The organism is Kitasatospora sp. NPDC051164, from assembly GCF_044455625.1.
Taxonomy (GTDB): domain Bacteria; phylum Actinomycetota; class Actinomycetes; order Streptomycetales; family Streptomycetaceae; genus Kitasatospora.
In genome coordinates, this window is sequence record NZ_JBITFB010000045.1 from 41,061 (window position 1) to 65,150 (window position 24,090).

Here is a 24,090-nt window from a genome sequence, read left to right on the forward strand (position 1 = left end):
GCCCCGCCCGTCCCCGGGGCACAGGGCCCCAGCCGGCTCACGGTCAGTCGATGTCGCTGCCCGGGCCGATGACCTTGATCCGGTCCTGCGCCGGGGCCTGCAGCGGCGCGCTCGCCGAGCTGTGGGCGCCCAGGTAGGCGGTGAAGACGTCCAGGTCGGAGGCGCCGACGAGCTTGTCGGTGCCGGCCGCGAAGGCCGGGAAGCCGTCGCCGCCGCCGGCCAGGAACTCGTTGGCCGCGACGCGGTACCTGGCGGCCGGGTCGACCGGCGCGCCGTTCAGCCGGATCGAGTCCACGAGCACCCGGTCCGCGCCGGTCTTGCGCATGTCCAGGGTGTAGTTGAGGTTCTTCGACCCCTGGAGGATCTTGGGCGCGGCGACGTTGAGGCCGCTGACCTGCTGCTGGAGCAGCTGGATCAGCTGGGCGCCGGTCAGGGTCTTGACCTGCATCATGTTGGTGAACGGCTGGACGGTGAACGCCTCGCCGTAGGTCACCACGCCGTCGCCCTCGCCGCCCGAGGCCTTGTAGACCAGGTCGGAGCGGATACCGCCCGGGTTCATGAAGGCGACCTGCGCGCCGCCCTTGTCGGCCGGGGCCAGTCCGGCCAGCTGCGCATCGGCGATCACGTCACCGAGCGGCTTCTCCAGGTCGCTGCTGCCGCGGCCGTTGACGTCCGCGGAGATGTAGCCGACCGGGCGATTGGCGATCGGGGCGGCCAGCTTCTGATAGTGGTCGACCAGCGCCGTCATGTCGGGCGCCTTCTCGACCGTGCGGCGCACCACGTGGTTCTCGGCCTTGACCGAGGGGCGCACGATCTCGCCGGTGGTCTTGTCCAGCTTCATGTCGATCTCGGTGAAGAGCCGGCCGAAGGAGGCGGCACTGGTCACCGAGCGCGGAACGCCGTTGGGGTCGGGGATGCTGCAGGCGTACGCGTTGTGGGTGTGGCCGGTGACGATGGCGCCGACCGCGGGGTCGATCTTCTTCGCGATGTCGACGATCGGGCCGGAGATGCCCTGCCCGGCCGCGCCGCAGTCGTAGTTGTAGACGCTGCTGGCCGGGTAGCCGCCCTCGTGGATCAGCGCGACGATCGAGTTGACGCCCTTGGCCTTGAGCTCGGCGGCGTACTTGTTGATCGTGGTGACCTCGTTGGCGAACTTCAGGCCCTTGACGCCCTCGGCGGTCACGATGTTCGGCGTGCCCTCCAGGGTGACGCCGATGAAGCCGACCTTCACGCCCTGGGACTTGGTGATCCAGTACGGGGCCAGCAGCGGCTTGCCGGTCTTCTCGTCGGTGACGTTCGCCGACAGGTAGTTGAAGTTGGCGCCCTTGAAGGTGCGACCGGGCTCGTAGCAGCCGTCGGTCGGGTGGCAGCCGCCCTCCTGCATCCGCAGCAGTTCCTGCGCGCCCTCGTCGAACTCGTGGTTGCCCACGGAGGTGACGTCCAGGCCGAGCTTGTCCATCGCCTCGATGGTCGGCTCGTCGTGGAAGAGCGCCGAGGTGAGCGGGCTGGCGCCGACGATGTCGCCGGCCGCGACCGTGATCGAGTCGTCGGCCGGGATCCGGGCCTTGCGCAGCTCGGTGGCCAGGTACTCGATGCCGCCGGCCGGGGTGGCGACCTCCTTGCCGGTGGCCGGGTCGATCTCCTTGATCGTGCCGGACGAGCCGGCCGGGGGCTCCAGGTTGCCGTGGAAGTCGTTGATCGCCAGCAGCTGGAGGTTGACGGTCTTGTGACGCTTGGCGTTGGCGTCGGCGGCCTGGGCGGCCGTCGGCACGACCACTGTGCCGAGCAGACCTGCGGCGGCGACGACGGCGAGCGCCGTCCGTCGGGATCTGACGGTGAGCATGAGGGGTTCCCCTGCACCTCGGAGGAGCACCGGCTGTGGACAGCATCGGCGTACGGGCATGTGTTGCGCCTGTGAAGCCTAGGGTCAACGCGCGTAGCTGTCAGGACATCGAACGTAACGAGAGGATTACCTCCTGACGAACCATCGCCGTCCGCCGCGCGCGGAGGCTGCGGAGATGCCGCCGTCAGACCCCCGGTTCGGAGGCCAACTGGCGCTCTGCGCGGACCCGTTCGGCCACCGCGTCCTCGGTCATCGCGCGGTCGGTGTACACCAGCGGCCGCTCGGCCTCGGTGATGATGTGTTTGACGACCTGGACGTTGCCGTTGACGTCCCAGACCGCGATGCCCGGCGAAAGTGTGGGAATGATCTCCACCGCCCACCGCGGCAGGCCCAGCACCCGGCCGGTGGCCCGCGCCTCCTCGGCCTTCTGCATGTAGATCGTCCGGGTCGAGGCCATCTTCAGGATCGCCGACGCCTCCTTGGCCGCCGCGCCGTCCACCACGTCCGACAGGTGGTGCACCACCGCGACGAAGGACAGCCCGAGCCGACGGCCGAACTTCAGCAGCCGCTGGAACAGCTGGGCCACGAACGGGCTGTTGATGATGTGCCAGGCCTCCTCGACCAGGAAGATGCGCTTCTTCCGGTCCGGCCGGATCCAGGTGTGCTCCAGCCACACCCCGACGATCGCCATCAGGATCGGCATCGCGATCGAGTTGCGGTCGATGTGCGAGAGGTCGAAGACGATCAGCGGCGCGTCCAGGTCGATGCCCTCGGTGGTCGACCCGTCGAACATGCCGCGCAGGTCGCCGTCGACCAGCCGGTCCAGCACCAGCGCCACGTCCAGGCCCCAGGACTGCACCTCGTCCACCCCCACGCCCAGCGACTCCACCGAGGACAGGTCGGGGTTGCGGAGGGTGTCGATGATGTCGTCCAGCACCGGCTGTCGGCCCGTCACCGACGCCACCACGTGGGCGTGCGCGGCCTTCAGCGCGAAGCCCGCCCGCTCCTCCAGCCCGCGCCCCATCGCCACCTCGACGATGGTGCGCAACAGCGACAGCTGACCGGTCTGGGTGATCGCCGGGTCCAGCGGGTTGAGCTTCACCCCGCCGTCCCGGGCGGCCATCGGGTCCAGCCGGACCGGCTTTATGCCCAGGGCGTTCGCGATCAGGTTCCACTCGCCGACGCCGTCCTCGCCCTGCGCGTCCAGCACCACGACCTGGCGGTCACGGAACCTCAACTGCCGCAGCACGTACGTCTTCTCCAGCGCCGACTTGCCGTTGCCGGACTCGCCGAGCACCAGCCAGTGCGGGGCCGGCAGCTGCTGCCCGTACAGCTGGAAGGGGTCGTACACGTACCCCTTGCCGCTGTACACCTCGCGGCCGATGATCACGCCCGAGTCGCCCAGCCCGGGCGCGGCGGTGGGCAGGTAGACCGCCTGCGCCTGGCCGGTGGAGGTGCGCACCGGCAGGCGGGTGGTCTCCACCTTGCCGAACATCAGGCTGGTGAAGGCGTCGGTGAGGTTGCCGAGCGCCATGGGCGGCCTCCTGATGGGTCAGCGGCGGACGGGTTCGGACGTACGGGCGAGCGGCTGTGCGACGTACGGGTGTGCGGCGTGCGGGTGTGCGGCGTGCGGCGTGCTCAGCGGCGGATGCCGGTGGCGAACGGAAGGGTGTTGACGAAGGCCCGGTGGTGCTCGCGGTCGCACCACTCCAGCTTGAGGTAGCTCTTGCCGGCCGAGGCCCGGATGGTCCGCTTGTCACGGGCCAGCGCGTCGGGGTTGCGCGAGGAGACCGTGATGTAGCCGACCAGGTTCACCCCGGCCGCGCCGGAGGCCAGGTCGTCACCGCGCTGGTCCACCCGGCCGGTGTGGGCCAGGTCGCGCGGGTCAACCGTCCGGTTCATCTTGGCGGCGCGGCTGGCCTCCGCCTCGTCGTTGGTCTTCTCGGTCAGCATCCGCTCGATCGCGACGTCCGTGGGCTCCAGGTCCATCGTCACCGCAACCGTCCGGATCACGTCCGGGGTGTGCACCAGCAACGGCGCCAGAAAGTTGACGCCCACCGGGGTGAGCGGCCACTCCTTGATCCACGCGGTGGCGTGGCACCACGGCTCCCGGGTCGCCGACTCGCGGGTCTTCGCCTGCAGGTACTGCGGGTGGGTCGCGTCCAGCTCGGCCGGCCAGGCGTTGCGCCGGGACATCGCCTGGATGTGGTCGATCGGGTGGTCCGGGTCGTACATCGAGTGCAGCAGCGAGGAGAGCCGGGCCTGGCCCAACGGCTGGCGCACCCGGATGTCCGCCTCGGCCAGCCGGGCGCAGATGTCGGTCAGCTCGCGCGCCATCACGGCCGCCAGCCCCTCGTCGTCCCGGGCCCGCCGACCGGTCGCCGTACGGCCCATCGCGTGCGCCTCGGCGGCCAGGTCACGGGTGTAGTGCATGCAGGCCACCAGGTACGCCCGGTGCTGCTCGGACGACGTCGACACCATCGACTGCAGCTGGTCGTACGACTCCTGCAGCCAGCGCGGCGCGTCGTGGTCGCCGCGCCGCTCGACGTCCTTGGCGTGCGCGTCCGGGTCGGCCGGCAGGGTCCGGGCCAGGATCTGCAGCCGGGTCACGAAGCCGTCCCCGTTGGCGACGTGCTTCAGCAGCGTCCCGAACCGGTCGACCAGGGCCTCCTGGTCCTCCGAGTCGCGCAGCCCGACACCCGGGCCCTCGATCTCGATCGCGGCCGTCACCGTCCGCCGCTCCAGGTGCATCAGCACCCCGACCTCGTCCGGCCCGAACGGCGCGGTCAGCCAGCGCAACCGCCCCACTCCGGGCGGCGGGCCGACCTCCACCTCCCGGCCGTCCAGCCGGGTGCCCGCGTCCATCACGTCCGAGCGCCACACCGCCCGCCCGCTGCGGACCGTCCGGCGGTAGGTGCGGTTGATCTCCACCCACTTGTAGAACGTCCGCCTGCGGTACGGCACGTACACCGCCGCGATGGCGAGCAGCGGCAGACCGATCAGACCGCCGATCCGCAACGGCAGGATCGGCATCAGCAGGCCCCAGAGCATCCCGAGGAAGGCCCCGAAGATGATCAGTATGATCTCGCCGGACTCCCGGTTCCGGCCGATCGGCGCGTTCGGGCGGGCCTTGCCGATCAGGTAGGTGCGGCGCTGGTGCACGTACGGCTGGGCGTACTGGGCGCCGTACTGGCCGAGCGGTTCGCTGCTCACTTACCCGTCACCCTCCCTTCGCTGGATTGCTGTCGCGGATCGGAACCGGGGTGGCCTGCGGCGGCCCGGCCTGCGGCGGCGGGGCCGGCGTCCGGCCGGCGTGGGCGGCGATGCCCGGCGCGACCGAGCCGCCGCCCGCCCCACCACCGCCACCGCTCGCGCCGCCCGCCTGCCCACCGCGGTCGCCGTGAGTGCTGATGCCCTGCTTCATCAGGTTCGCCGTACCGTTGATCATCGCCGAACCCGCCTGCACCGCGTTGGCCCTGGCCTGACGCATGTTCAGGATCTCGTCACCGAAGCCCGGCACGAAACGGTAGATCGCGGCGCTGGCGAAGATCGACAGGAACAGGATCGCCAGCCCCGACAACACCCGGGCGAAGTCGTCACTGGCCCCGGCTCCGGTCGCCACCGCGCCCGCCAGCCCCAGGATGATCACGATGATCGGCTTCGCCAGGTCCACCGCCAACATCACCCCGGCCCACCGGCGCACGTGCTTCCACAGCTGCTTGTCCACCAGACCCGCGTACACCGCCGTCCCCAGCAGCGCACCCACGTACAGCATCGCCGCCCGGATCAGCAGCTCGATCCAGAGCATCGCCGCCGCCAGCACCGCGACCAGCGACACGAGGACCAGGATCAGCGGACCACCGCCGACATTCCCCTTCTCCAAGGTGTCCGCGAACCCGCCCAGGTACGACCCGGTATCCGTCTTCGTCCCGACCGCGACCGCCTTGGTCAGCCCGTCCGTCACGCTCACCACGGTGTACAGGATCAACGGCGTGAACGCGGACGCCACCACGGTCAGCCACAGGAAGCCGATCGCCTCCGAGAACGCCGTCGTCAGCGGCGCCCCCCGCACCGCCCGCTTCGTCACCGCCAGCAACCACAGCACCAACGTGATCACCGTCGACACCGCGAACACCACGGCGTACTGCTGCAGGAACGACGCATTGGTGAAGTCCACCTGCGTCGTCCCGTCAATCGCCCCCGACAGGTTCCGCACCACCCACGCCGCCGCCTGCGCACAACTCTTCGCCAACGATCCCAGCGGATCGGTCACGGTATCGACGGTGCCGCTCCCCGGAATGACGACCGCACCGCCGGGAGCACACCCCGCCCCGCTGCCCGGGATCGGAAGATCCACCTTCTGGCACGTGGGAGTCGCGGTCGGCGACGGGTCGGCGAACACTCTCTGGGCGGCCAGCAGCGCCATCAGCTGCAGGGTGGCCAGCGCACCGGCCAGCGTGCCTGCGCGGCGTGCGGTGGATCGGTGCGAGGTGTGGTCAACGGGCATAGCGGAACCCCCCGAACTGCTGGACGGCGCCGGTGATCTCCTCGGCGGTTGCGGCCTGCTGGTCTCCGGGCATCGGCGCGGGGCCCTGCCGGCTGGTGAAGTCGGTGAGCTTCCAGTCGCCGCCCGTCCAGTGCAGCGAGAGTGTGAGGGTGAACCAGTTCGTGGTCACCGGCTGGACGGAGCGCTCGCCGGCGAGGCCGGTGAGGCCGGTCGACCACACCTCGACCTTGGCGTCGCTGTCGGTGTAGCCCGTCGACTTGGTGCCGACCGGGACGGTGCGGCTGACGAAGGTGAGGCCCTTGGGGGCGCGGCCTTGGGAGTCGAGGCCGTAGCGTGCGACGGTGTCGCCACCGAACCCCTGGTCCAGCCGGCTCTGCAGTGTCGCCGCCGCGGCCGGGTCGGCGATGGTGGTGATGATGGTGTGGCGACTGTCGGTGCGGAACATGTCCGCGGAGCCGATCGCCACCGCGTAGTTGGCGGCAGCCGACTGGGCGCCTTGGTCACTGTGCGGGAAGCCGGAGGCGATGCCGTTGACGGTGGTGCCGACGGGCTGGTCGCCGCTGGGGGCGGGGCCGGCGCCGGCGGGGGCGCTGGGGGCGGCGTGGTCGGCGGAGCCGCCGCTGCCGCCGGGGGTGGGTTTGCCGCGGTTGGCGATGGCGATGGCGACGACGAGCAGGGTGACCACGACGAGGACGGTCAGCAGGGTGCGTAGCGGCCGTGACTGACGCAGGCTCGGCTGCGGGGAGGGCTGTTCGCCGACCGGTAGCCGCGTACGGGTGTGCGGCTGGTCGTCGGACAACGGCACGGCGGCCCTCCTGGTGCTGGGAGCCGGGGGCGGCTCCGGGGGCCCTCCACCCGGGGGCGGGCGCGGACGGAGGGTGGGAACGGGGGTGAACTCCTGGCAGGCCGGCCGCTGGAGGGGGTCCGGACGGGGACCCGACCTCGGACGGGCCGGACTACTGCTGTCCGATCGTCAGATCGCCATGCCGTAGACAATGGTGAACAGAGTTCCGAGTGATCCGATGATGAACACGCCGGTCAGTCCGGCGACGATCAGTCCCTTGCCCTGTTCGGCTCCGAAGCTGTCCCGCATCGCGGTCGCGCCGATCCGCTGTTTGGCGGCGCCCCAGACGGCGAGGCCGAGGCAGAGGAGGATGGCGACGGCCATGATGACCTCGACCATCACCCGGGCCTCCGACCCGAGGGTCGCGAACGGGCCCCAGTCCGGGGCGATCCCGCCGATGATGGTGTCGATATTCGGCTTCTTGGGAGGGTCATCGGCCAGGTGGCCGACCGCATAGGTGTGCACGCTGCTCAGGTTCATTTCCATCTCACCGCCCGATCAGGCAAATTCAAGGGCCCGGACCCCGCCCGCGCGAAGGGTCGGTGCCTATTCTTGGCCAGATCTGATGTCGACTTGGCTACTTCTCGCGGATTGGTCGTGAGGCATCGGACACGTACGCGAGGATGTCCACCGTACGAAGGATAGCGCTCACTCCCTGTATCTCTGATGATTGCGGTGAGCAATGCCTTCCGGGACACTTCGACTGACGAATCGTCGGGATGGTGCTGATGGTACTCCGGAAGGCCGGGACGGCCGCCGTCACTGCGGGAGTTGTTGCGTTCGGGTTCATCGGGCTGGTGACGATGGGGACTTATGCGGCGAGTGGGACGCCGCAGCAGTCGGTGAATCGCTCCGCCCTCTCGCCCGGAACGGTCCCCGCGGCCTACCAGGAGGCGATCCAGAAGTGGGGCGCGCTGTGCGCGGAGATCTCTCCGCCGATGCTCGCGGCGCAGCTGTACCAGGAAAGCGGATTCGACCCCAGGGCCCGTTCCGGTGTCGGGGCGCAGGGAATGGCGCAGTTCATGCCGGGCACCTGGGCGACGTACGGAACGGACGCGAACGGTGACGGCCGGAAGGACGTCTGGGATCCGTACGACGCGATCGCGTCGGCGGCGGTCTACGACTGCGCGCTCGCCAAGGACGTCTCGGGCGTCCCGGGCGACGCGCAGGCCAACATGCTGGCCGCCTACAACGCCGGTCCGTACGCGGTGACGAGCAACAGGGGCATCCCGCCGTACAAGGAGACCCAGGGCTACGTGCGGAGCATCCAGGCGATGGCCCGCAGCTTCACCGCGCCGACCGCGCCGTTGGAGGTGTCCGCGCAGTCGGCGGCGGCGATCTACTTCGCGCAGACCAAGCTCGGCACCCCGTACCTGTGGGGCGGTGAGGGCCTGCCCTCGCAGAACGGGCGCTTCGACTGCTCGGGCCTGACCCAGGCCGCGTACGCCAGTGTGGGCATCACCCTGCCCCGGGTGGCCAACGACCAGTGGTACGCCGGCCCGCACCCGTCGCGGGATCAGTTGCGGCCGGGAGACCTGGTGTTCTTCGCGACGGACCTGGGCGATCCGCGGAGCATCCACCACGTGGGGATCTACGTCGGCGGCGGGTACATGATCAACGCGCCGCACACCGGTGCGGTGATCCGCTACGACAAGATCGACACCAAGGAGTACATCGGCGCGACCCGGGTGACCTCGGACGGCGCCCAGGCGCTGCCGAGCCGGAACAACGACGGCTCGGTCAACGCCCCGAGCCGTCCCGCGGCGGCGGCCCCGCCCGCGCCGGCCGGGCCGACCCCAGCGGGGGCGGGCCGGTAGCGGGCCGGGGCACCCGGGCCGTGTGTGCGCTATGTGGACGCTGAGTCAAGTTTCCATAACTGCGCGTTTCCGTGGAACGCTGTGGCCCCGAAATGACGTTTGTTCCGGTGGCCCCTCGTCAGCATTCCGCGCCGGGCGGGCTCCGGCGGGAACGTACAGGTGTAGCGGACCAGAAGGAGGTACGGCGTGTCGACGCCGCTTGCCGACACGACCAACCCCGACCTCGGCCTGCTCTACGCCGTCAACGGCCTGGCCAAACGCTCCCCGCAGTGGCTGGACCACCTGGTCTCGTGGATCGGCGAGTACGGCATCCTGATCGGCCTGGGCATGCTCGGTCTGGTGGCCTGGTTGCAGGCCAGGCGCCGCCCGGACGCGCCGGTGGCGATCGCCGGGCTGCTCTGGGTGCCGCTGTCGGTCGCGATCGCCGAGCTGGCCAACCTGCCGATCGCCGCGATCGTGAACCGTCCGCGCCCGTTCGTCGACCATCCCGGGCTGCTGGTGCTGGTGGACGGCAAGGCCGGCACGCACTCCTTCGTCAGCGACCACTCGACCATGACGATGGGCGTCGCGGTGGCGCTGTTCCTGGTGAACCGGAGGCTCGGCTGGATCGCCGGCGGGCTGGCCCTGTTGCAGGGCTTCTGCCGGATGTTCATGGGCGTCCACTACCCGACCGACGTGATCGGCGGCTTCGCGCTCGCCGTCGCCGTGGTGCTGCTGCTGGCGCCGATCGCGATGGCGGTGCTGGTCCCGTTCTGCCACGCGCTGAGCCGGACGGCCGTCGCCCCGCTGATCCGGGCGCCGGAGCGTGCCGGAGCGGCCCGTGGCGGGGCCGGTCCGCGCGGCCGTCGGCGCGGGCGCGGGGCGGTGCGGGCCGAGGAGCAGCCCCCGGAGTCCGACCTCGCGGCCTGAGCGGCCTGACGGGTCGGAGCGGCCCGAGCGGCCTGACGGTCGCAGACGCCCGAGTCGCCACAGGAGCGGCCCGGCGCGGTCAGTCCGGTGCGACGCCGCTCTCGGCGAGGTGGTCGGCCCCCTCGCGGCGGGCCAGGTCGCGGGAGCGGCGGGCCGAGGAGTACCAGCCGCAGCTGCAGGTCGCGAAGGCGAAGGAGCCGCGCTCGCTGATCGCGAGGCGGTGCTCGGGCATCCGGGTGCCGGGCGCGGCCGGCAGCTCACTGTGCACGTGGTTCACCGTAACGCGCCGGACGCCCGATGCGCGACGCCCTCCGACGGCGGGCACCCGTAACGCTTCGGCTTCCAACTCGTTTGCCCGGAAAGAGCTCTGCCCACCCGGTGGTACCGGCGGGGCAGTCGGGCCCGAGGGGGTTGTCGCGAGGATGAAGATGACCGACCAGCAGCGCACCGGGCGGCCAGCGCGCCGTCCGGGTCCGCACCTGCGCTCGGCGGCCGGGGCCGCCCTGCTCGCCGCCGCACTGGCGGCGGGCGCCGCCGGCTGCTCGGGCGGCTCCGGCGGAGGCTCCTCCGACCAGCAGTCGAACGCCCCCGACCAGCTCGCCGCGGACCCGCTGACGGCAGTGCGCAACGCCGCCGACATCACCGGCCGCACCGGCTCCGCGCACACCGCCACCGAGCTGGTCACCGAGTCCGCCGAGAAGAAGGCCTCGTTCAGCGGCACGGGCGGCTACGACTACGTGAAGCGGATCGGTCGGCTGGAGGTCCAGGTGCCGCCGGGCGCCGCGACCACCGGGAAGATCGTCGAGGTGGTCCTGCCCGGGACCGTGTACCTGCAGAACAGCGGCGCCAAGGTGCCCGAGGGCAAGTGGGTCAAGCTGGACGTGCGTCAGCTGCCGGACGGCAACCTGGTCAGCAGCGGCGCGACCGACCCGGCCTCGGCCGCGGGGGCGCTGCGCGGGGCGCAGAAGGCGGAGGCGGTCGGCACCGAAACCGTCGGCGGGGTCGCGCTGCACCACTACCGCGGCGCCCTGGACCTGTCCAAGGCTGCCGACGCGACCGGTGGCCGGGGCGGGGACGGCCTGCGGATGGGCGCGCAGACCTTCACCGTCAAGGAGGTCCCGTTCGACGCCTGGCTGGACGACCAGGGCCGGCTGCACAAGGTGGTCGAGGTGTTCACCTTCGCCGGGGTGGCGGGCTCGAAGGAGCCCAAGGACCAGGTGAAGGTGACCTCGACGACCGCGCTGTCGGACTTCGGCAAGGCGGTCGAGGCGGCCGAGCCGTCGGCCTCGGACATCTACCAGATGAAGCCCACGGAGAGCCCCAAGTAGGCCGCGGCGGCGCTCCGGCGCCGGGGCGAGACGGGGTGCCGCCGAAACGGGGTGCCGCCGGGGCGGGTGGCCGTCCGGGGAGCGGCGGCCACCCGTTTCGGCGGCGCCGAGATGGCCCGTCCGTGCCATGTGGACGGGCCGCGGAGTGCCTAGGCTGGACGTCGGGTGGCTGCCGCCCGGGCTGGCGAGGCACTGAAGGGGTGGTGCAGGTGGTGTCGTCCACGGGCGGCCGCAGTGGCGGCCACGACGACGCGGCCCTCGACGAGATCGACCTGGCCGGCGAGCTGATGATCGCCGCGACGGCCAGCTCCGGCGACCGGTTGCCGACCGAGCGGATCGACGAGGTGCTGCTCGACCGGACCGATCCGGGGCCGGCCGACCGCGAGGCCGACCGGGAGACCGACGGCTAGCGGGACGGTCCGCGCCGTCCGGGGCGCCGGGGGCTCAGCTGCGCAGCAGACGGCTGATCGCGGCGGTGGCCTCCGCCACCTTGGCGTCCAGCTCGGCGCCGCCCTCCTCGGCGGCCGCGGCAACGCAGTGCCGCAGGTGTTCCTCCAGCAGGGAGAGTGCGAAGGACTGCAGCGCCTTGGTGCTGGCGGAGACCTGGGTGAGCACGTCGATGCAGTAGACGTCCTCGCCGACCATGCGCTGGAGGCCGCGGACCTGGCCCTCGATCCGGCGGAGCCGCTTGAGGTGGGCGTCCTTCTGGGCGCTGTAGCCGTGCGGTCCGTGGCCGCCCTGGTGTCCTGCGGCGGCCGCGGGTGCGGCGTGGCCGGCGTCCGGGTCGGTCCCGTCCGCGTGATCCGGCTCGGTACGCGCTTGCGTCGTGGTCATCGGCCCCGCCTTCGTCTGAGTGCCTGGTGGCTGCGTCGGCCACCAGTGTCCAACACCGGGGCCTGTCGTGGTGTTCCGGCGGCCGAGGCGGCATGTGCCGGAGCGTCCGGGCGGGGCCGTCCGGTGCTTCACCCGTCTGAGCGGCGCCCCGGATCCTCGGCATGCACGACGGGGACAATCCGGGCGAGGTTCCGTCAGACTGGGGGCCCGCATCCGCAGGTGGTGGTGCGGTCCGGGTCAGCCGGTGCGGCAGCCGAACGGAAGGGGAGGATCCGGCTCCATCCTCGACACCCCGTTTGCGTGATTGCGCTTGGTTGCACCTAGCATCGTTCAGTCCCTACCCCGCACATCGGAGATTTCCGTGCGTTTTAGCCTGACCCCGAAGGAGACGAGCTTCTACGACATGTTCACCGTCGCGGCGGAGAACCTCGTCGTCGGATCGAAGCTCCTGCTGGAGCTGCTGGGATCAGACGTGTCGGCCCGTGCGGAGATCGTCGAGCGCATGCGCGCCGCCGAGCACGCCGGGGACGACACCACCCATGCCGTCTTCCACCAGCTGAACTCGTCCTTCATCACGCCCTTCGACCGCGAGGACATCTACAGCCTCGCCTCGTCGCTGGACGACATCATGGACTTCATGGAGGAGGCCGTCGACCTGGTCGTCCTCTACGACATCCAGACCCTGCCGAAGGGGATCGAGCAGCAGATCGAGGTGCTGGCACGGGCCGCCGAGCTCACCGCGGAGGCGATGCCGAACCTGCGGAGCATGTCGAACCTCACCGAGTACTGGATCGAGGTCAACCGGCTCGAGAACCAGGCCGACCAGATCCACCGCAAGCTGCTCGCCCACCTGTTCTCCGGTCAGTACGACGCCATCGAGGTGCTCAAGCTCAAGCAGGTCGTGGACGTCCTTGAGGAGGCGGCGGACGCGTTCGAGCACGTCGCCAACACGGTGGAGACCATCGCCGTCAAGGAGTCCTGACCCTCGTGGACATGGCTGCACTCATCGCCGTCATCGGTGTCGCGTTCTTCTTCACCTACACCAACGGCTTCCACGACTCGGCGAACGCGATCGCCACCTCGGTCTCCACCCGGGCGCTCACCCCCCGGGCCGCGCTCGCGATGGCCGCCGTGATGAACCTGGCGGGCGCGTTCCTCGGCAGCGGCGTGGCGCACACGGTCTCCAAGGGGATCATCGAGACCCCCAGCGGCAACCAGGGGATGGCGATCCTGTTCGCCGCCCTGGTCGGCGCGATCGCCTGGAACCTGGTCACCTGGTACTTCGGCCTGCCGTCCTCCTCCTCGCACGCACTGTTCGGCGGCATGGTGGGCGCGGCGCTGGCCGGCGGGATCGGCGTGATCTGGAGCGGGGTGATCGACAAGATCGTCATCCCGATGGTCGTCTCGCCGGTGGTCGGCCTGGTCGGCGGGTTCCTGGTGATGCTGGCGATCCTGTGGATCTTCCGCCGGGCGAACCCGCACAAGGCCAAGCGCAACTTCCGGATCGCCCAGACCGCCTCGGCCGCCGCGATGGCCCTGGCGCACGGTCTGCAGGACGCCCAGAAGACCATGGGCATCGTGGTGATGGCCCTGGTCATCTCCGGTCGGCAGGACACCTATGCCATCCCGGTCTGGGTGAAGATCTCCTGCGCCGCCATGCTCTCGCTGGGCACCTACGCGGGCGGCTGGCGGATCATGCGGACGCTCGGCCGCAAGATCATCGAGCTGGACCCGCCACAGGGCTTCGCGGCCGAGACCACCGCCTCGATCGTCATGTACATCAGCTCGTTCGTCTATAAGGCGCCGATCTCCACCACCCACGTGATCACCTCGGCGATCATGGGTGTGGGGGCCACCAAGCGGATCCGCGCGGTGCGCTGGGGCGTCGCGAAGAACATCGTGCTCGGCTGGTTCATCACGATGCCGGCGGCCGCCATCGTCGCAGCGCTGGTGTACTGGTTCATCCACCTGTTCTGGGGCTGACCCACGGGAACGGCCCGGACGGCACCGGGACATGACAGGGCCCGCCCCCACATCTCGGGGGCGGGCCCTTCTTCATGTCCCGCGGCGGCACCGCCATGCAGCACCACGGGACAGCTCGTGTTCCGTCACTCGTCGCGGTGCCGCGGTGACGGGGTCCGGTTTAGCCGAAGCGGCCGGAGATGTAGTCCTCGGTCGCCTGGACCGACGGGTTGGAGAAGATCCGCTGGGTGTCGTCCAGCTCGATCAGCTTGCCCGGCTGGCCGACGCCGGCCAGGTTGAAGAAGGCGGTGCGGTCGCTGACGCGGGCCGCCTGCTGCATGTTGTGGGTCACGATGACGATGGTGAACTGCGACTTCAGCTCGCCGATCAGGTCCTCGATGGCGAGGGTGGAGATCGGGTCGAGCGCGGAGCAGGGCTCGTCCATCAGCAGGACCTGCGGCTCGACCGCGATGGCGCGGGCGATGCACAGGCGCTGCTGCTGACCGCCGGAGAGGCCGGCCCCCGGCTTGTTCAGCCGGGTGTGGACCTCCTTCCAGAGGTTGGCGCCCTTCAGCGAGCGCTCCACCACCTCGTCCAGGACGGCCTTCTTCTTCACGCCCGCGAGCCGGAGGCCGGCGATCACGTTGTCGTAGATCGACATGGTCGGGAAGGGGTTCGGGCGCTGGAAGACCATGCCGATCGAACGGCGCACGGCGACCGGGTCGACGTTGGTGGCGTACAGGTTCTCGTCGTCCAGGAGGACCTTGCCCTCGACCCGGGCGCCGGGGATCACCTCGTGCATCCGGTTCAGGGTGCGCAGGAAGGTGGACTTGCCGCAGCCGGAGGGGCCGATGAAGGCGGTCACCGAGCGGGGTTCGATGCTCATCGAGATGTCCTCGATGGCCTTGGTGGTGCCGTAGTAGGCCGACAGTCCGCTGACGTCGATGCGCTTGGCCATGATCGTTGCTTCTCTCGTCTGTCTCGTACGTCTGTCGGTCAGTGGCCGGTCTTGGGCGAGCGCCAGCGGGCGATGCCCCGGGCGATGAGGTTGAGGCTCATCACGAAGGCGATCAGCACCAACGCCGCACCCCAGGCACGGGCGTAGCCGTACTGGTTGTTGACCTGGGAGTACTGCGTCCAGATGTACATCGGCAGTGACTGCTGCGGTCCGTCGAACGGGTTGTTGTTGATGTAGTCGGCGCCGAAGACCAGCATCATCACCGGGGCGGTCTCGCCCGTGATGCGGGCGACCGCGAGCATCACGCCGGTGGCGATGCCGCCGATCGCGGTGGGGAGGACGATCCGCAGGATGGTCTTCCACTTCGGCACGCCGAGCGCGTACGAGGCCTCGCGCAGCTCGTTCGGGACGAGCTTGAGCATCTCCTCGGTGGACCGGACCACGACCGGCATCATCAGGATCGCCAGCGCGAGGCTGCCCGAGAAGCCGGAGTAGCCGAAGCCCAGGGCGAGGTTCCAGAGCGAGAGGATGAACAGACCGGCGACGATCGACGGGATGCCCGTCATGACGTCGACGAAGAAGGTGACCGCCTTGGCGAGCTTGCCGCGGCCGTACTCGACCAGGTAGACGGCGGTCAGCAGACCGATCGGGGCGGCGATCGCGGTGGCCAGGGCGACCTGCTCCAGGGTGCCGATCAGCGCGTGGTAGATGCCGCCGCCGGGCCCGGACTGGAGCACGCCTTTCATCGAGTGGCTCAGGAAGAACCCGTCCACCACGCCGGCGCCCTGCTGGACGGTGTAGACCGTCAGGGCGACGAGCGGGACGACGGCCAGGATGAAGGCGACCCAGACCACCGAGGTGGCGAACCGGTCCTTGGCCTGCCGGCGGCCCTCGACCCGGGCCGCGAGGCCGTAGCTGGTCAGGAGGAACAGCAGGCCCGAGATCAGGCCCCACTGCAGGTGGCTGGCCAGGCCGGCGGCGGCGCCGATCCCGCAGCCGAGGGCGATCGAGCCGACCGCGACGGCGGCCGGGGCCCACTTGGGCAGCCGGTTGGCGGTCAGCGGACGGCCGACGGGCCGGGTGTCATCGACGATGGCGGTGACGGTCATGCGTTGGCCCCCGAGTACTCCTTGCGGCGGGCGATGATCAGTCGCGCGGCACCGTTCACCAGCAGGGTGATGACGAACAGGACGAGGCCGGAGGCCATCAGCGCGTTGCGCCCGTTGTCGCCGGCCTCGGCGAACTTCAGCGCGATGTTCTGCGCGAAGGTGCCGCCGCCCGCGTCGAGGATGTGCAGCGACAGGACGTTGTTGGAGGAGAGCACCACCGCGACCGCGATGGTCTCGCCGAGCGCGCGGCCGAGGCCGAGCATCGAGGCCGAGATGATGCCGGGGCGGCCGAACGGCAGCACCGCGGTGCGGACCATCTCCCAGCGGGTCGCGCCGAGCGCGAGTGCCGCCTCCTCGTGCATCCGCGGCACCTGGCGGAACACCTCGCGCGAGACCGCGGTGATGATCGGCAGGACCATGATCGCCAGCAGGATGCCGACGGTGAACAGGTTGCGCGGGGTACCGGTCTTGGTCTGGTCGAAGATGTACGTCCAGCCCAGGTACTCGTCGAGCCAGCTGGTCAGACCGTCCATGTGCGGGACCAGGAAGAGCGCACCCCAGAGGCCGTAGACGATGCTGGGGACGGCGGCGAGCAGGTCGACCAGGTAGGCGAACGGCTGGGCGATCCGGCGCGGCGCGTAGTGCGAGATGAACAGCGCGATCCCGATGGCCACCGGGACGGCGATCGCCATCGCGATGACGGCGCTCACGATGGTGCCGACGACCAGCACCGCGATGCCGAAGACCGGCTTCGGGGCGTCCGGCGCCCACTCGAAGGAGGTCAGGAAGTTGCCGTTGTTGTTGCTGAGGGCCAGGCCCGAGCGCCAGGCCAGGAAGCCGGCGATCGCGGCCATGATGACCAGCAGCAGGATGCCCGAACCCCGGGCGAGGTTCATGAAGATCTTGTCGCCGACCCGGCTGTCACGCGGTCGGCGTTCCCTGCCTCGCGGGGCGGCAGGGGAGGATGAAGTCATTGGTCTACTCCGGTCTGGTGGCGCCGCCCCGGAAGGGGGACGGCACCATGGCGGCGGTGCCCCGGACGTGGTGCTGGGTGTGGTGCGTTCCGGTGGAGCGGCCCCGGCCCCCCTCGCTCACGGGGCCGCCCCACCGGTGGTCTGTCGGGTCAGGCCAGGGTCGGGATGACGGCGTTGACCTTGCCGGTCAGCTCCTGGGGCAGCGGGACGTAGCCCTTCTCGCCGGCCGCCTTCTGACCCGCGTCACTGGCGGTGTAGGTCAGGAAGGACTTCAGGGTGTCGAGGGTGTCTGCCTTGTTGCCCTTGTCGCAGACGATCTCGTAGGTGACCAGGACCAGCGGGTACGAGCCCTCGTCCTTGGTCGCGTAGTCGAGCTTCAGCGCCAGGTCGCTGCCGGTGCCGGCGATCTGGGCCTTGGCGAAGGTGTTGGCGGCGTTGGCGGCGGTGGCCTCGACCGGCTTGGAGGCGCCGGTGTTGATGGCGGCGCTCTTCAGGCTGTTGGTCTGGGCGTAGGCCAGCTCGACGTAGCTGATCGAGTTCTTGACCTGCTTCACCTGGGCCGCGACACCGGCGCTGCCGTTGGCCGACTGGCCGCCCTTGGCCGCCCAGGTCTTGCTGGACGGGTACGACCAGGCGCCGTTGCCGGCGGCGGCGAAGTACTTGGTCAGGTTGTCGGTGGTACCGGAGTCGTCCGAGCGGTGGAAGGACTGGATCTCCGCGTCCGGCAGCTTGGCGCCCGGGTTCAGGGCGGCGATCGCCGGGTCGTTCCACTTGGTGATCTGCGAGTCGAAGATCTTGGCGGCGGTCGGGCCGTCCAGGACCAGGTTGTCGACGCCGTCCACGTTGAAGACCAGCGAGATCAGACCGCCGGCCATCGGCAGGTCGATGCCCTGGCCGCCGGTGCAGACCGCCTTGGAGGCGTCGACCTCGGCCGGCTTCAGCGCCGAGTCGGAACCGGCGAACTGGACCTTGCCCTGGGTGAACTGCTGGATGCCCGCACCCGAGCCCACGCCCTGGTAGTTGATGGTGGTGCCGGAGCAGGCGCCGCTGAAGTTGGTCTTCCACACGTCGATCGCCGTGCCCTGGGCGGTCGAACCGGCGGCGATCAGCGAACCGGGCTTGCCACAGGTGATCGCGGCACCGGCCGCGGCGGAGCCGCTGGAGCCGCCGGCCGTGGTCGAGTTGCCGTTGTCCGAGCCGCAGGCGGCGAGCGACAGCGAGCTGACGAGCGCCATGGCACCGATCGCGAGGGCCTTGGAGCGGCCGTTCCGCTGGAGCTTCACTGGGGATTCCCTTTCTGAGGCATTTCCCGCTGCGTGGTCCGTACGCGTACGGCGCGGCGCGGGTTCTGCTGTGGTCCGGGGCCCTTGCGGCCCTCCGGTGGTCCCGAAGTTAAGCCTGGGAAGTGACACGACAGCCGGTCGCAAGTGAACGGGGAGTGAACCTCGAAAGGATGACAGGAAACTACGTCAGGTAGTAACGGTTGCGTCACGGCAAGGGCGCGGAGAGATCACTTCCACCGTTCCTCCACCGGCGGCACGCCGGTCGTCTTCAGCGGCCTCGCCCCCAGGATCGCCAGCAGCGCGTCGATCAGCAACCGGTCGTGGTCGTACGTGAGCCGGGCCCGGGCCTTCCCGGCCGGCAGCCACTCCATCCGGTCCACCTCGCGGTTGGGCCGGAAGGCGCCGCTCGACGGCACCGCCGCCCAGTACCGGACCTCCTTCGGACGGCCCTGCACCTGGTAGTGCTGGGCGGGCAGCTCCGGGCCGAGCAGGCACCGGAAGCCGGTCTCCTCCCAGACCTCGCGCAGCGCCGCGTCGACCATGCCCTCGCCGGGGTCGAGCTTGCCCTTCGGCAGGCTCCAGTCGTCGTACTTGGGCCGGTGGATCACCGCGACCCGCGGCCGCCCGAGCCGCCCGCTCTTCTTCAGCCGGCCCGGCAGCCACAGCACCGCGCCGGCCGCCAGGATCACCGGGCCGTGCCCCGCCCCGGTCGCGCTCTCCATCGCCTGCCCGGTTCTCCGGCGCCCGCCCAACTCAGACCGTCCTCGGTGCGACGGACTGGCCCCAGCCCTCGGCCGGGAAGTCCAGCCAACCGTCCGGGCCGGGCGACAGCTCGGTCCACCGACGGCCGAACACGTACCGCGCCGACTCCACGTCCAGCCGCTGGTCGGCGTGGACGACGCCCAGCACGTACGCGGTCGCGGGGGTGATCCGCGGGGTGCGCGCGGCGGTGGCGGCGGTGACCGCGGCGTCCGCGGCCTCCTGCTGCCGGGCCAGCACCGCGTCCAGCTCGTCCAGCTCGGCGGACCGGCGGCCGCACACCTCCAGCGCGTACCGGGCGCGCTTCACCAGGATCCGCAGCCGGGCCCACGGCTGGTCGTCGGCCGCCAGCGCCGTGTCCGCGTCCACCGCGCCCCGGGCCGCCGGGACCGCGCCCAGCCGGCGCAGCCCGTCCCCGCCGTACGGCGTCGCGGCCCGGTGCAGCGGCAGTTGCTGGGCGGTCGCGGACAGCGCGGCGAACGCGGCGCCCGCCTGCGGCAGCAGCACCGCCGACGCCCGGCCGCCCGACGACTCAAGCAGCGGCGCCTCGCCGACCAGCAGCGTCATGCGGTCCGCCAGCGCGTGCAGCCGGGCCGAGCGGAGCTCCTGGAGCGCCGTGGAGTGCGCCCGGGTCCTGGCCAGGGTCAGCTGCCGGTCCAGCAGCGCCCGCGCCTTGGGGGCGCCCGCGTGGCCGGCCAGCATGCCCGTCCCCTCCGGGTCACTGCCGCTCAGCGAGTCCAGCGCGCCCAGCAGCCGGGCCGAACGGCGGACGTACCCGGGCTCGAGCGCCAGCAGGTTGAGCAGCCAGCGCAGCTCGGTACGCGACTCCTGCGCCCAGGTCTGCTCGAAGACCGAGCCGAAGGTGTGCAGCAGCCCGCCGACCCGCCGGACGGCCCGCAGCAGATCCGCGGTACCCGCCGCCGGGACGACCGAGGCCGCCCCGGGTCTGGCGCCGACCTCGCCCACCGCCAGCGGCAGGGCGCGTAGGAAAGCGCCGGCCTGGGCGGTGAGGTGGCGGGAAAGGATGTCCCCGGCGGTCGCTGTGGAGGCCGCCTGGGCCGTCATCGGCGCGTCGGTCATGGCGTGGTAGATCCCCGTTCCTCCGGGCCGTTCCCCGGAGCTGGCGGCCGACCGCCGGAACAGCCGCCCTCGAGACTCTCGAGTGCCTGCTGCTCCGACGGTTTCGCATCAGTGGTCGCGTCAGCGCGAGGTGGCGGCCCGGCGGCGCTGGCGCGAGTCGATCAGGAGGTCCTGGACGTGCCGCAGCTGCCGGCCCTCGGCGTCCTGGGAATGGCGGGTCCAGGCGCCGTCCTGCCCCAGGTGCCAGGACTCCGTCTCGTCCGACACCCCGAGGTCGATCAGCCCGGACAGCTCGGCGCGGTGCGCCGGATCGGTGATCCGCAGCAACGCCTCGATCCGGCGGTCCAGGTTGCGGTGCATCATGTCGGCGCTGCCGATCCAGACCTCCGGATCGCCGTTGTTACCGAACACGAAGACCCGGGAGTGCTCCAGGAAGCGGCCCAGGATGCTGCGGACCCGGATGTTCTCGCTCAGCCCCGGTACACCCGGGCGGATCGCGCAGATCCCGCGCACCCAGACGTCCACCGGCACGCCCGCCTGCGAGGCCCGGTACAGCGCGTCGATCACGGCCTCGTCGACGATCGAGTTGACCTTGAGCTTCACGTACGCCGGGCGGCCCGCCCGGTGGTGGGCGATCTCGTTGTGGATCCGCGAGACCAGCCCGTCGCGCAGGCTCCGCGGGGCGGTCAGCAGGCGGCGGTAGGACTCGCGGCGCGAGTAGCCGGAGAGCCGGTTGAAGAGGTCCGAGAGGTCCGCGCCGACCTGCGGGTCGGTGGTGAGCAGGCCGAGGTCCTCGTACAGCCGGGCCGTCTTCGGGTGGTAGTTGCCGGTGCCCACGTGCGAGTAGCGCCGCAGGGTGTCGCCCTCCTGGCGGACCACCAGTGACAGCTTGCAGTGCGTCTTCAGCCCGACCAGGCCGTAGACCACGTGGCAGCCGGACTCCTCCAGCTTGCGGGCCCACTTGATGTTGGCCTGCTCGTCGAAGCGCGCCTTGATCTCGACCAGGACCAGCACCTGCTTGCCGGACTCGGCCGCGTCGATGAGCGCGTCCACGATCGGCGAGTCGCCGGACGTCCGGTACAGGGTCTGCTTGATCGCCAGGACGTCCGGGTCGGCGGCGGCCTGCTCCAGGAAGGCCTGCACCGAGGTGGAGAAGCTGTCGTACGGGTGGTGCAGCAGGACGTCGCGCTCGCGCATCGCGGCGAAGATGTCCGGCTGGGAGGCCGACTCGACGTCGGTCAGACCGCGGGCCGTGCCCGCCACGAACTTCGGGTACTTGAGCTCCGGGCGGTCCAGCTCGGCGATCCCGAACAGCCCGGTCAGGTCCAGCGGCCCGGGCAGCGGGAAGACCTCCGCCTCGGTGATGTTCAGCTCCCGCACCAGCAGGTCCAGGATGTAGGGGTCGATCGACTCCTCGACCTCCAGCCGGACCGGCGGGCCGAAGCGCCGCCGCATCAGCTCCTTCTCCAGGGCCTTGAGGATGTTCTCGGTGTCGTCCTCCTCCACCTCCAGGTCCTCGTTGCGCGTGACGCGGAAGGCGTGGTGGGCCAGCACCTCCATCCCCGGGAAGAGCTCCTCCAGATGGGCGCCCATCACGTCCTCCAGCGGGACGTACCGCTGGGGCGAGGCCTCCAGGAAGCGGGCCAGCGACTGCGGCACCTTCACCCGGGCGAAGTGCTTGTGCCCGGAGACCGGGTTGCGCACCACGACCGCCAGGTTGAGCGAGAGCCCCGATATGTACGGGAAGGGGTGCGCCGGGTCGACGGCCAGCGGGGTCAGAACCGGAAAGATCTTCTGCCGGAACAGCGAGTGGAGCCGGGCCTGCTCCTTCTCGGCCAGCTCCGACCAGCGGGCCACCTCGATGCCCTCGGTGGCGAGGTCCGGCAGCACCTCCTGCTGGAAGGCCGCGGCGTGCCGGGCCATCAGCTCGCGCGAACGGGTCCAGATCAGGTCCAGCACCTCGCGCGGCTGGAGGCCGGACGCGCTGCGCTGGGCGACGCCGGTGGCGATCCGGCGCTTGAGGCCGGCCACCCGGACCATGAAGAACTCGTCCAGGTTGCTGGCGAAGATCGCCAGGAACTTCGCCCGCTCCAACAGCGGGATCCCCGGGTCCTCGGCCAGCTCCAGGACGCGCTCGTTGAACGCGAGCCAGCTGCGCTCGCGGTCCAGGAAGCGGCCCTGCGGCAGCGCTTCGAACTCCTGTTCGTCCGTGGCCGGCAGCTCCGGCGGGACACCCAGCGCACCGGACATCCGGGCCGTCGGCGACAGCGAGGCAGAGACGGGGCGGGGGATGCTCATGGGCTCCAGCTCCTCCAGCAGCAGGACGGCGTCCGGACACGAATGGCTCTGCGGGCCGTCGCCCTCGCCCCGGGCCGATCCCGGGGACAGCGCCCATCCGCCGGGCGCGGTCCGTACAGGACCGGCCGGTGCCTGGCGGTCGACTCTGCACGAGCGAGACACTACGGACTTCATCCTGTGATCTTCGCGGCAGCAACTGAATCCACGGTAAACACCGCATGGCCAGGAGGAAAGCTGAGTCGGTCGGGGCAAGGGCCGTGGCCGTCCCGGACTCTCGTCCGCGACCGCTCCGGGCCGGCTTCGCCGCCTCCCTCGCCGCCTCCCTCATCGCCTCTGTCGCCGCCTCCGGGAGGCGGTCGAACCGTGGTGGGAACCGTGGTGGGAGAGGGTCAGGCCGGCCGGTCCTCCTGGTACCGGGCTCGGTACATGAGATCCACCTCGTGAATGGTGAATCCCAGTCGTTCATAGACCCGCACGGCGGCCGGATTGACGGCATCGACGTAGAGGAGGACGGTCTCCAGTCCGCGCTCGCCCGGGCCGGAACCGGTCAGGTGACGCAGACCCGCCGTGGTCAGCGCGCGGCCGAGGCCGCTGCCCTGCTCCGCCGGGTCCACGCCGACCACGTACACCTCGCCGAGCTCCGGCTCGGTGGCGCCGGCCGGGTGCACCTTGGTCCAGTGGAAGCCGACCGCCCTGCCCTCACGGGTGGCGAGGAAGAAGCCGGCCGGGTCGAACCAGGGCTCGGCGATCCGCTCCGCCAAGTCCTGCTCGGTCCAGGCGCCCTGCTCCGGGTGATGAGCGAAAGCCAGGGCATTCAGCCGCAGCCACTCCGCGTCGTCCTCCCCCGGGCGGAACGTGCGAAGCACGATGCCCTCGGGGACGGCCGCCTCCTCGGTCTGCCGACCGGTGCGGCGCATCTGCCGCAGCTCGCGGACCAGCTCGGCGCCGTACGACTCGGCCAGGTGCCGGGCCGCCGGGTGCCCGCCGTGCACCCAGAAGTCCACCGCGTCGTGCCCCGCCCGGTGGGCCTCCGCCAGTACGGCGTCCACCAGCGGACGGGCCAGACCGCGGCCGCGGGCGGCCGGGTCGACGACCAGCTCGGCGGCCGGGTTGGCGGTCGCGCCCTGCGGGATCTCCAGCTGGCCGTAGCCGAGGACGACTTCGGCTCCGGTCTCGGCTTCCGTCGCGGTCTCGGCTCGCGTCTCGGCTCGCGTCTCGGTTTCGGTTTCGGTTTCGGTTTCGACGAGGTGGATGACGCCCGGGCGCGGGATCTCGGCGGCACGCAGACGCAGTCGGCCCTGCTCGGACACAGCGGCCCGACCGTCCACCGCCTGGGCCTCCTCCAGCACACGGAGGGCGCCGTCACGCTGCCCGGGGTGGAGCACGTTGTCCGCAATGACCGCTGTCTGATCGTCCATGCACTGACGATACGTCGATACGCCCCCGGAAATGCGAAGAACCCCTGATCCAAGTGGATCAGGGGTTCTTCTGAATGATTGTTCGGCGGCGTCCTACTCTCCCACAGGGTCCCCCCTGCAGTACCATCGGCGCTGTAAGGCTTAGCTTCCGGGTTCGGAATGTAACC

General features: G+C 70.8%; 21 protein-coding genes, 1 rRNA gene and 1 pseudogene. 6 read left to right on the forward strand and 17 right to left on the reverse strand.

Going from position 1 to position 24,090, the window contains the following annotated elements; genetic code table 11:
* Window positions 1–43: 43 nt before the first annotated feature.
* From ACIBEC_RS41915 to ACIBEC_RS41940, 6 genes are all read right to left on the reverse strand, one after another.
* Window positions 44–1,843 (reverse strand): bifunctional metallophosphatase/5'-nucleotidase, encoded by a 1,800-nt coding sequence (locus ACIBEC_RS41915; RefSeq protein WP_360506871.1) that lies wholly within the window; start codon window positions 1,841–1,843, stop codon window positions 44–46.
* A gap of 184 nt (window positions 1,844–2,027) precedes the next feature.
* Complete coding sequence (locus ACIBEC_RS41920; protein WP_360506873.1) at window positions 2,028–3,377, reverse strand: ATP-binding protein; 1,350 nt, start codon at window positions 3,375–3,377, stop codon at window positions 2,028–2,030.
* Between the two features lie 104 nt (window positions 3,378–3,481).
* The gene (locus ACIBEC_RS41925) at window positions 3,482–5,056 is read right to left on the reverse strand and encodes an SCO6880 family protein (protein WP_360506876.1); all 1,575 of its coding nucleotides are present in this window, start codon (window positions 5,054–5,056) and stop codon (window positions 3,482–3,484) included.
* Window positions 5,057–5,063: 7 nt separating this feature from the next.
* Complete coding sequence (locus tag ACIBEC_RS41930) at window positions 5,064–6,350, reverse strand: hypothetical protein (protein WP_360506879.1); 1,287 nt, start codon at window positions 6,348–6,350, stop codon at window positions 5,064–5,066.
* Complete coding sequence (locus tag ACIBEC_RS41935; RefSeq protein WP_360506881.1) at window positions 6,340–7,155, reverse strand: hypothetical protein; 816 nt, start codon at window positions 7,153–7,155, stop codon at window positions 6,340–6,342. The genes ACIBEC_RS41930 and ACIBEC_RS41935 overlap by 11 nt, the downstream gene beginning before the upstream one ends.
* A 168-nt stretch (window positions 7,156–7,323) precedes the next feature.
* A complete protein-coding gene (locus ACIBEC_RS41940) occupies window positions 7,324–7,674 on the reverse strand; it encodes a hypothetical protein (RefSeq protein WP_360506884.1) in 351 nt (116 codons plus the stop codon).
* A gap of 248 nt (window positions 7,675–7,922) precedes the next feature.
* Between ACIBEC_RS41940 and ACIBEC_RS41945 the strand changes: the two genes are divergently transcribed.
* Together ACIBEC_RS41945 and ACIBEC_RS41950 are read left to right on the forward strand one after the other, a co-directional pair.
* Complete coding sequence (locus ACIBEC_RS41945; protein WP_360506887.1) at window positions 7,923–9,011, forward strand: bifunctional lytic transglycosylase/C40 family peptidase; 1,089 nt, start codon at window positions 7,923–7,925, stop codon at window positions 9,009–9,011.
* A 186-nt stretch (window positions 9,012–9,197) separates the two neighbouring features.
* On the forward strand, window positions 9,198–9,920 hold the full coding sequence (locus ACIBEC_RS41950; protein ID WP_360506889.1) for a phosphatase PAP2 family protein: 723 nt from the start codon (window positions 9,198–9,200) through the stop codon (window positions 9,918–9,920).
* A gap of 79 nt (window positions 9,921–9,999) precedes the next feature.
* Here ACIBEC_RS41950 and ACIBEC_RS41955 read toward each other — a convergent pair whose 3' ends face one another.
* Window positions 10,000–10,188, reverse strand: a complete 189-nt coding sequence (locus ACIBEC_RS41955; RefSeq protein WP_360506892.1) for a hypothetical protein — start codon at window positions 10,186–10,188, stop codon at window positions 10,000–10,002.
* 160 nt (window positions 10,189–10,348) lie between these two features.
* Here ACIBEC_RS41955 and ACIBEC_RS41960 point away from each other — a divergent pair, with 160 nt between their 5' ends.
* Together ACIBEC_RS41960 and ACIBEC_RS41965 are read left to right on the forward strand one after the other, a co-directional pair.
* Window positions 10,349–11,248 (forward strand): hypothetical protein, encoded by a 900-nt coding sequence (locus ACIBEC_RS41960; protein ID WP_360506895.1) that lies wholly within the window; start codon window positions 10,349–10,351, stop codon window positions 11,246–11,248.
* 209 nt (window positions 11,249–11,457) lie between these two features.
* Window positions 11,458–11,658, forward strand: a complete 201-nt coding sequence (locus ACIBEC_RS41965) for a hypothetical protein (RefSeq protein WP_360506897.1) — start codon at window positions 11,458–11,460, stop codon at window positions 11,656–11,658.
* Window positions 11,659–11,692: 34 nt separating this feature from the next.
* Here ACIBEC_RS41965 and ACIBEC_RS41970 read toward each other — a convergent pair whose 3' ends face one another.
* Window positions 11,693–12,082, reverse strand: a complete 390-nt coding sequence (locus ACIBEC_RS41970; protein WP_360506899.1) for a metal-sensitive transcriptional regulator — start codon at window positions 12,080–12,082, stop codon at window positions 11,693–11,695.
* Window positions 12,083–12,443: 361 nt separating this feature from the next.
* On the opposite strand from ACIBEC_RS41970, the gene ACIBEC_RS41975 reads away from it, so the two are divergent.
* Both ACIBEC_RS41975 and ACIBEC_RS41980 read left to right on the forward strand, forming a co-directional pair.
* The gene (locus ACIBEC_RS41975) at window positions 12,444–13,064 is read left to right on the forward strand and encodes a DUF47 family protein (protein ID WP_360506902.1); all 621 of its coding nucleotides are present in this window, start codon (window positions 12,444–12,446) and stop codon (window positions 13,062–13,064) included.
* Between the two features lie 5 nt (window positions 13,065–13,069).
* The gene (locus ACIBEC_RS41980; protein WP_360506904.1) at window positions 13,070–14,065 is read left to right on the forward strand and encodes an inorganic phosphate transporter; all 996 of its coding nucleotides are present in this window, start codon (window positions 13,070–13,072) and stop codon (window positions 14,063–14,065) included.
* A gap of 160 nt (window positions 14,066–14,225) precedes the next feature.
* Here ACIBEC_RS41980 and pstB read toward each other — a convergent pair whose 3' ends face one another.
* From pstB to rrf, 9 genes and pseudogenes are all read right to left on the reverse strand, one after another.
* Entirely contained in the window at window positions 14,226–15,002 is a 777-nt protein-coding gene (gene pstB, locus ACIBEC_RS41985; protein ID WP_360506907.1) for a phosphate ABC transporter ATP-binding protein PstB, read from the reverse strand.
* 38 nt (window positions 15,003–15,040) lie between these two features.
* Complete coding sequence (gene pstA, locus ACIBEC_RS41990) at window positions 15,041–16,111, reverse strand: phosphate ABC transporter permease PstA (RefSeq protein ID WP_360506910.1); 1,071 nt, start codon at window positions 16,109–16,111, stop codon at window positions 15,041–15,043.
* Window positions 16,108–17,085, reverse strand: coding sequence for a phosphate ABC transporter permease subunit PstC (pstC, locus tag ACIBEC_RS41995; protein WP_360506913.1), 978 nt, complete (start codon window positions 17,083–17,085; stop codon window positions 16,108–16,110). The genes pstA and pstC overlap by 4 nt, the downstream gene beginning before the upstream one ends.
* A 149-nt stretch (window positions 17,086–17,234) precedes the next feature.
* Window positions 17,235–18,368, reverse strand: coding sequence for a phosphate ABC transporter substrate-binding protein PstS (gene pstS, locus ACIBEC_RS42000; RefSeq protein WP_360506916.1), 1,134 nt, complete (start codon window positions 18,366–18,368; stop codon window positions 17,235–17,237).
* Window positions 18,369–18,595: 227 nt separating this feature from the next.
* On the reverse strand, window positions 18,596–19,090 hold the full coding sequence (locus tag ACIBEC_RS42005) for an NUDIX hydrolase (protein ID WP_360506918.1): 495 nt from the start codon (window positions 19,088–19,090) through the stop codon (window positions 18,596–18,598).
* Window positions 19,091–19,121: 31 nt separating this feature from the next.
* Window positions 19,122–20,207 (reverse strand): CHAD domain-containing protein, encoded by a 1,086-nt coding sequence (locus tag ACIBEC_RS42010; protein ID WP_360506921.1) that lies wholly within the window; start codon window positions 20,205–20,207, stop codon window positions 19,122–19,124.
* Window positions 20,208–20,327: 120 nt separating this feature from the next.
* Window positions 20,328–22,397 (reverse strand): annotated as a pseudogene (locus ACIBEC_RS42015) (RNA degradosome polyphosphate kinase); the annotation flags it as partial.
* Between the two features lie 497 nt (window positions 22,398–22,894).
* The gene (mshD, locus tag ACIBEC_RS42020; RefSeq protein ID WP_360506927.1) at window positions 22,895–23,923 is read right to left on the reverse strand and encodes a mycothiol synthase; all 1,029 of its coding nucleotides are present in this window, start codon (window positions 23,921–23,923) and stop codon (window positions 22,895–22,897) included.
* An 80-nt stretch (window positions 23,924–24,003) separates the two neighbouring features.
* Window positions 24,004–24,090: ribosomal RNA gene (rrf, locus tag ACIBEC_RS42025) — 5S ribosomal RNA — on the reverse strand; the annotation flags it as partial.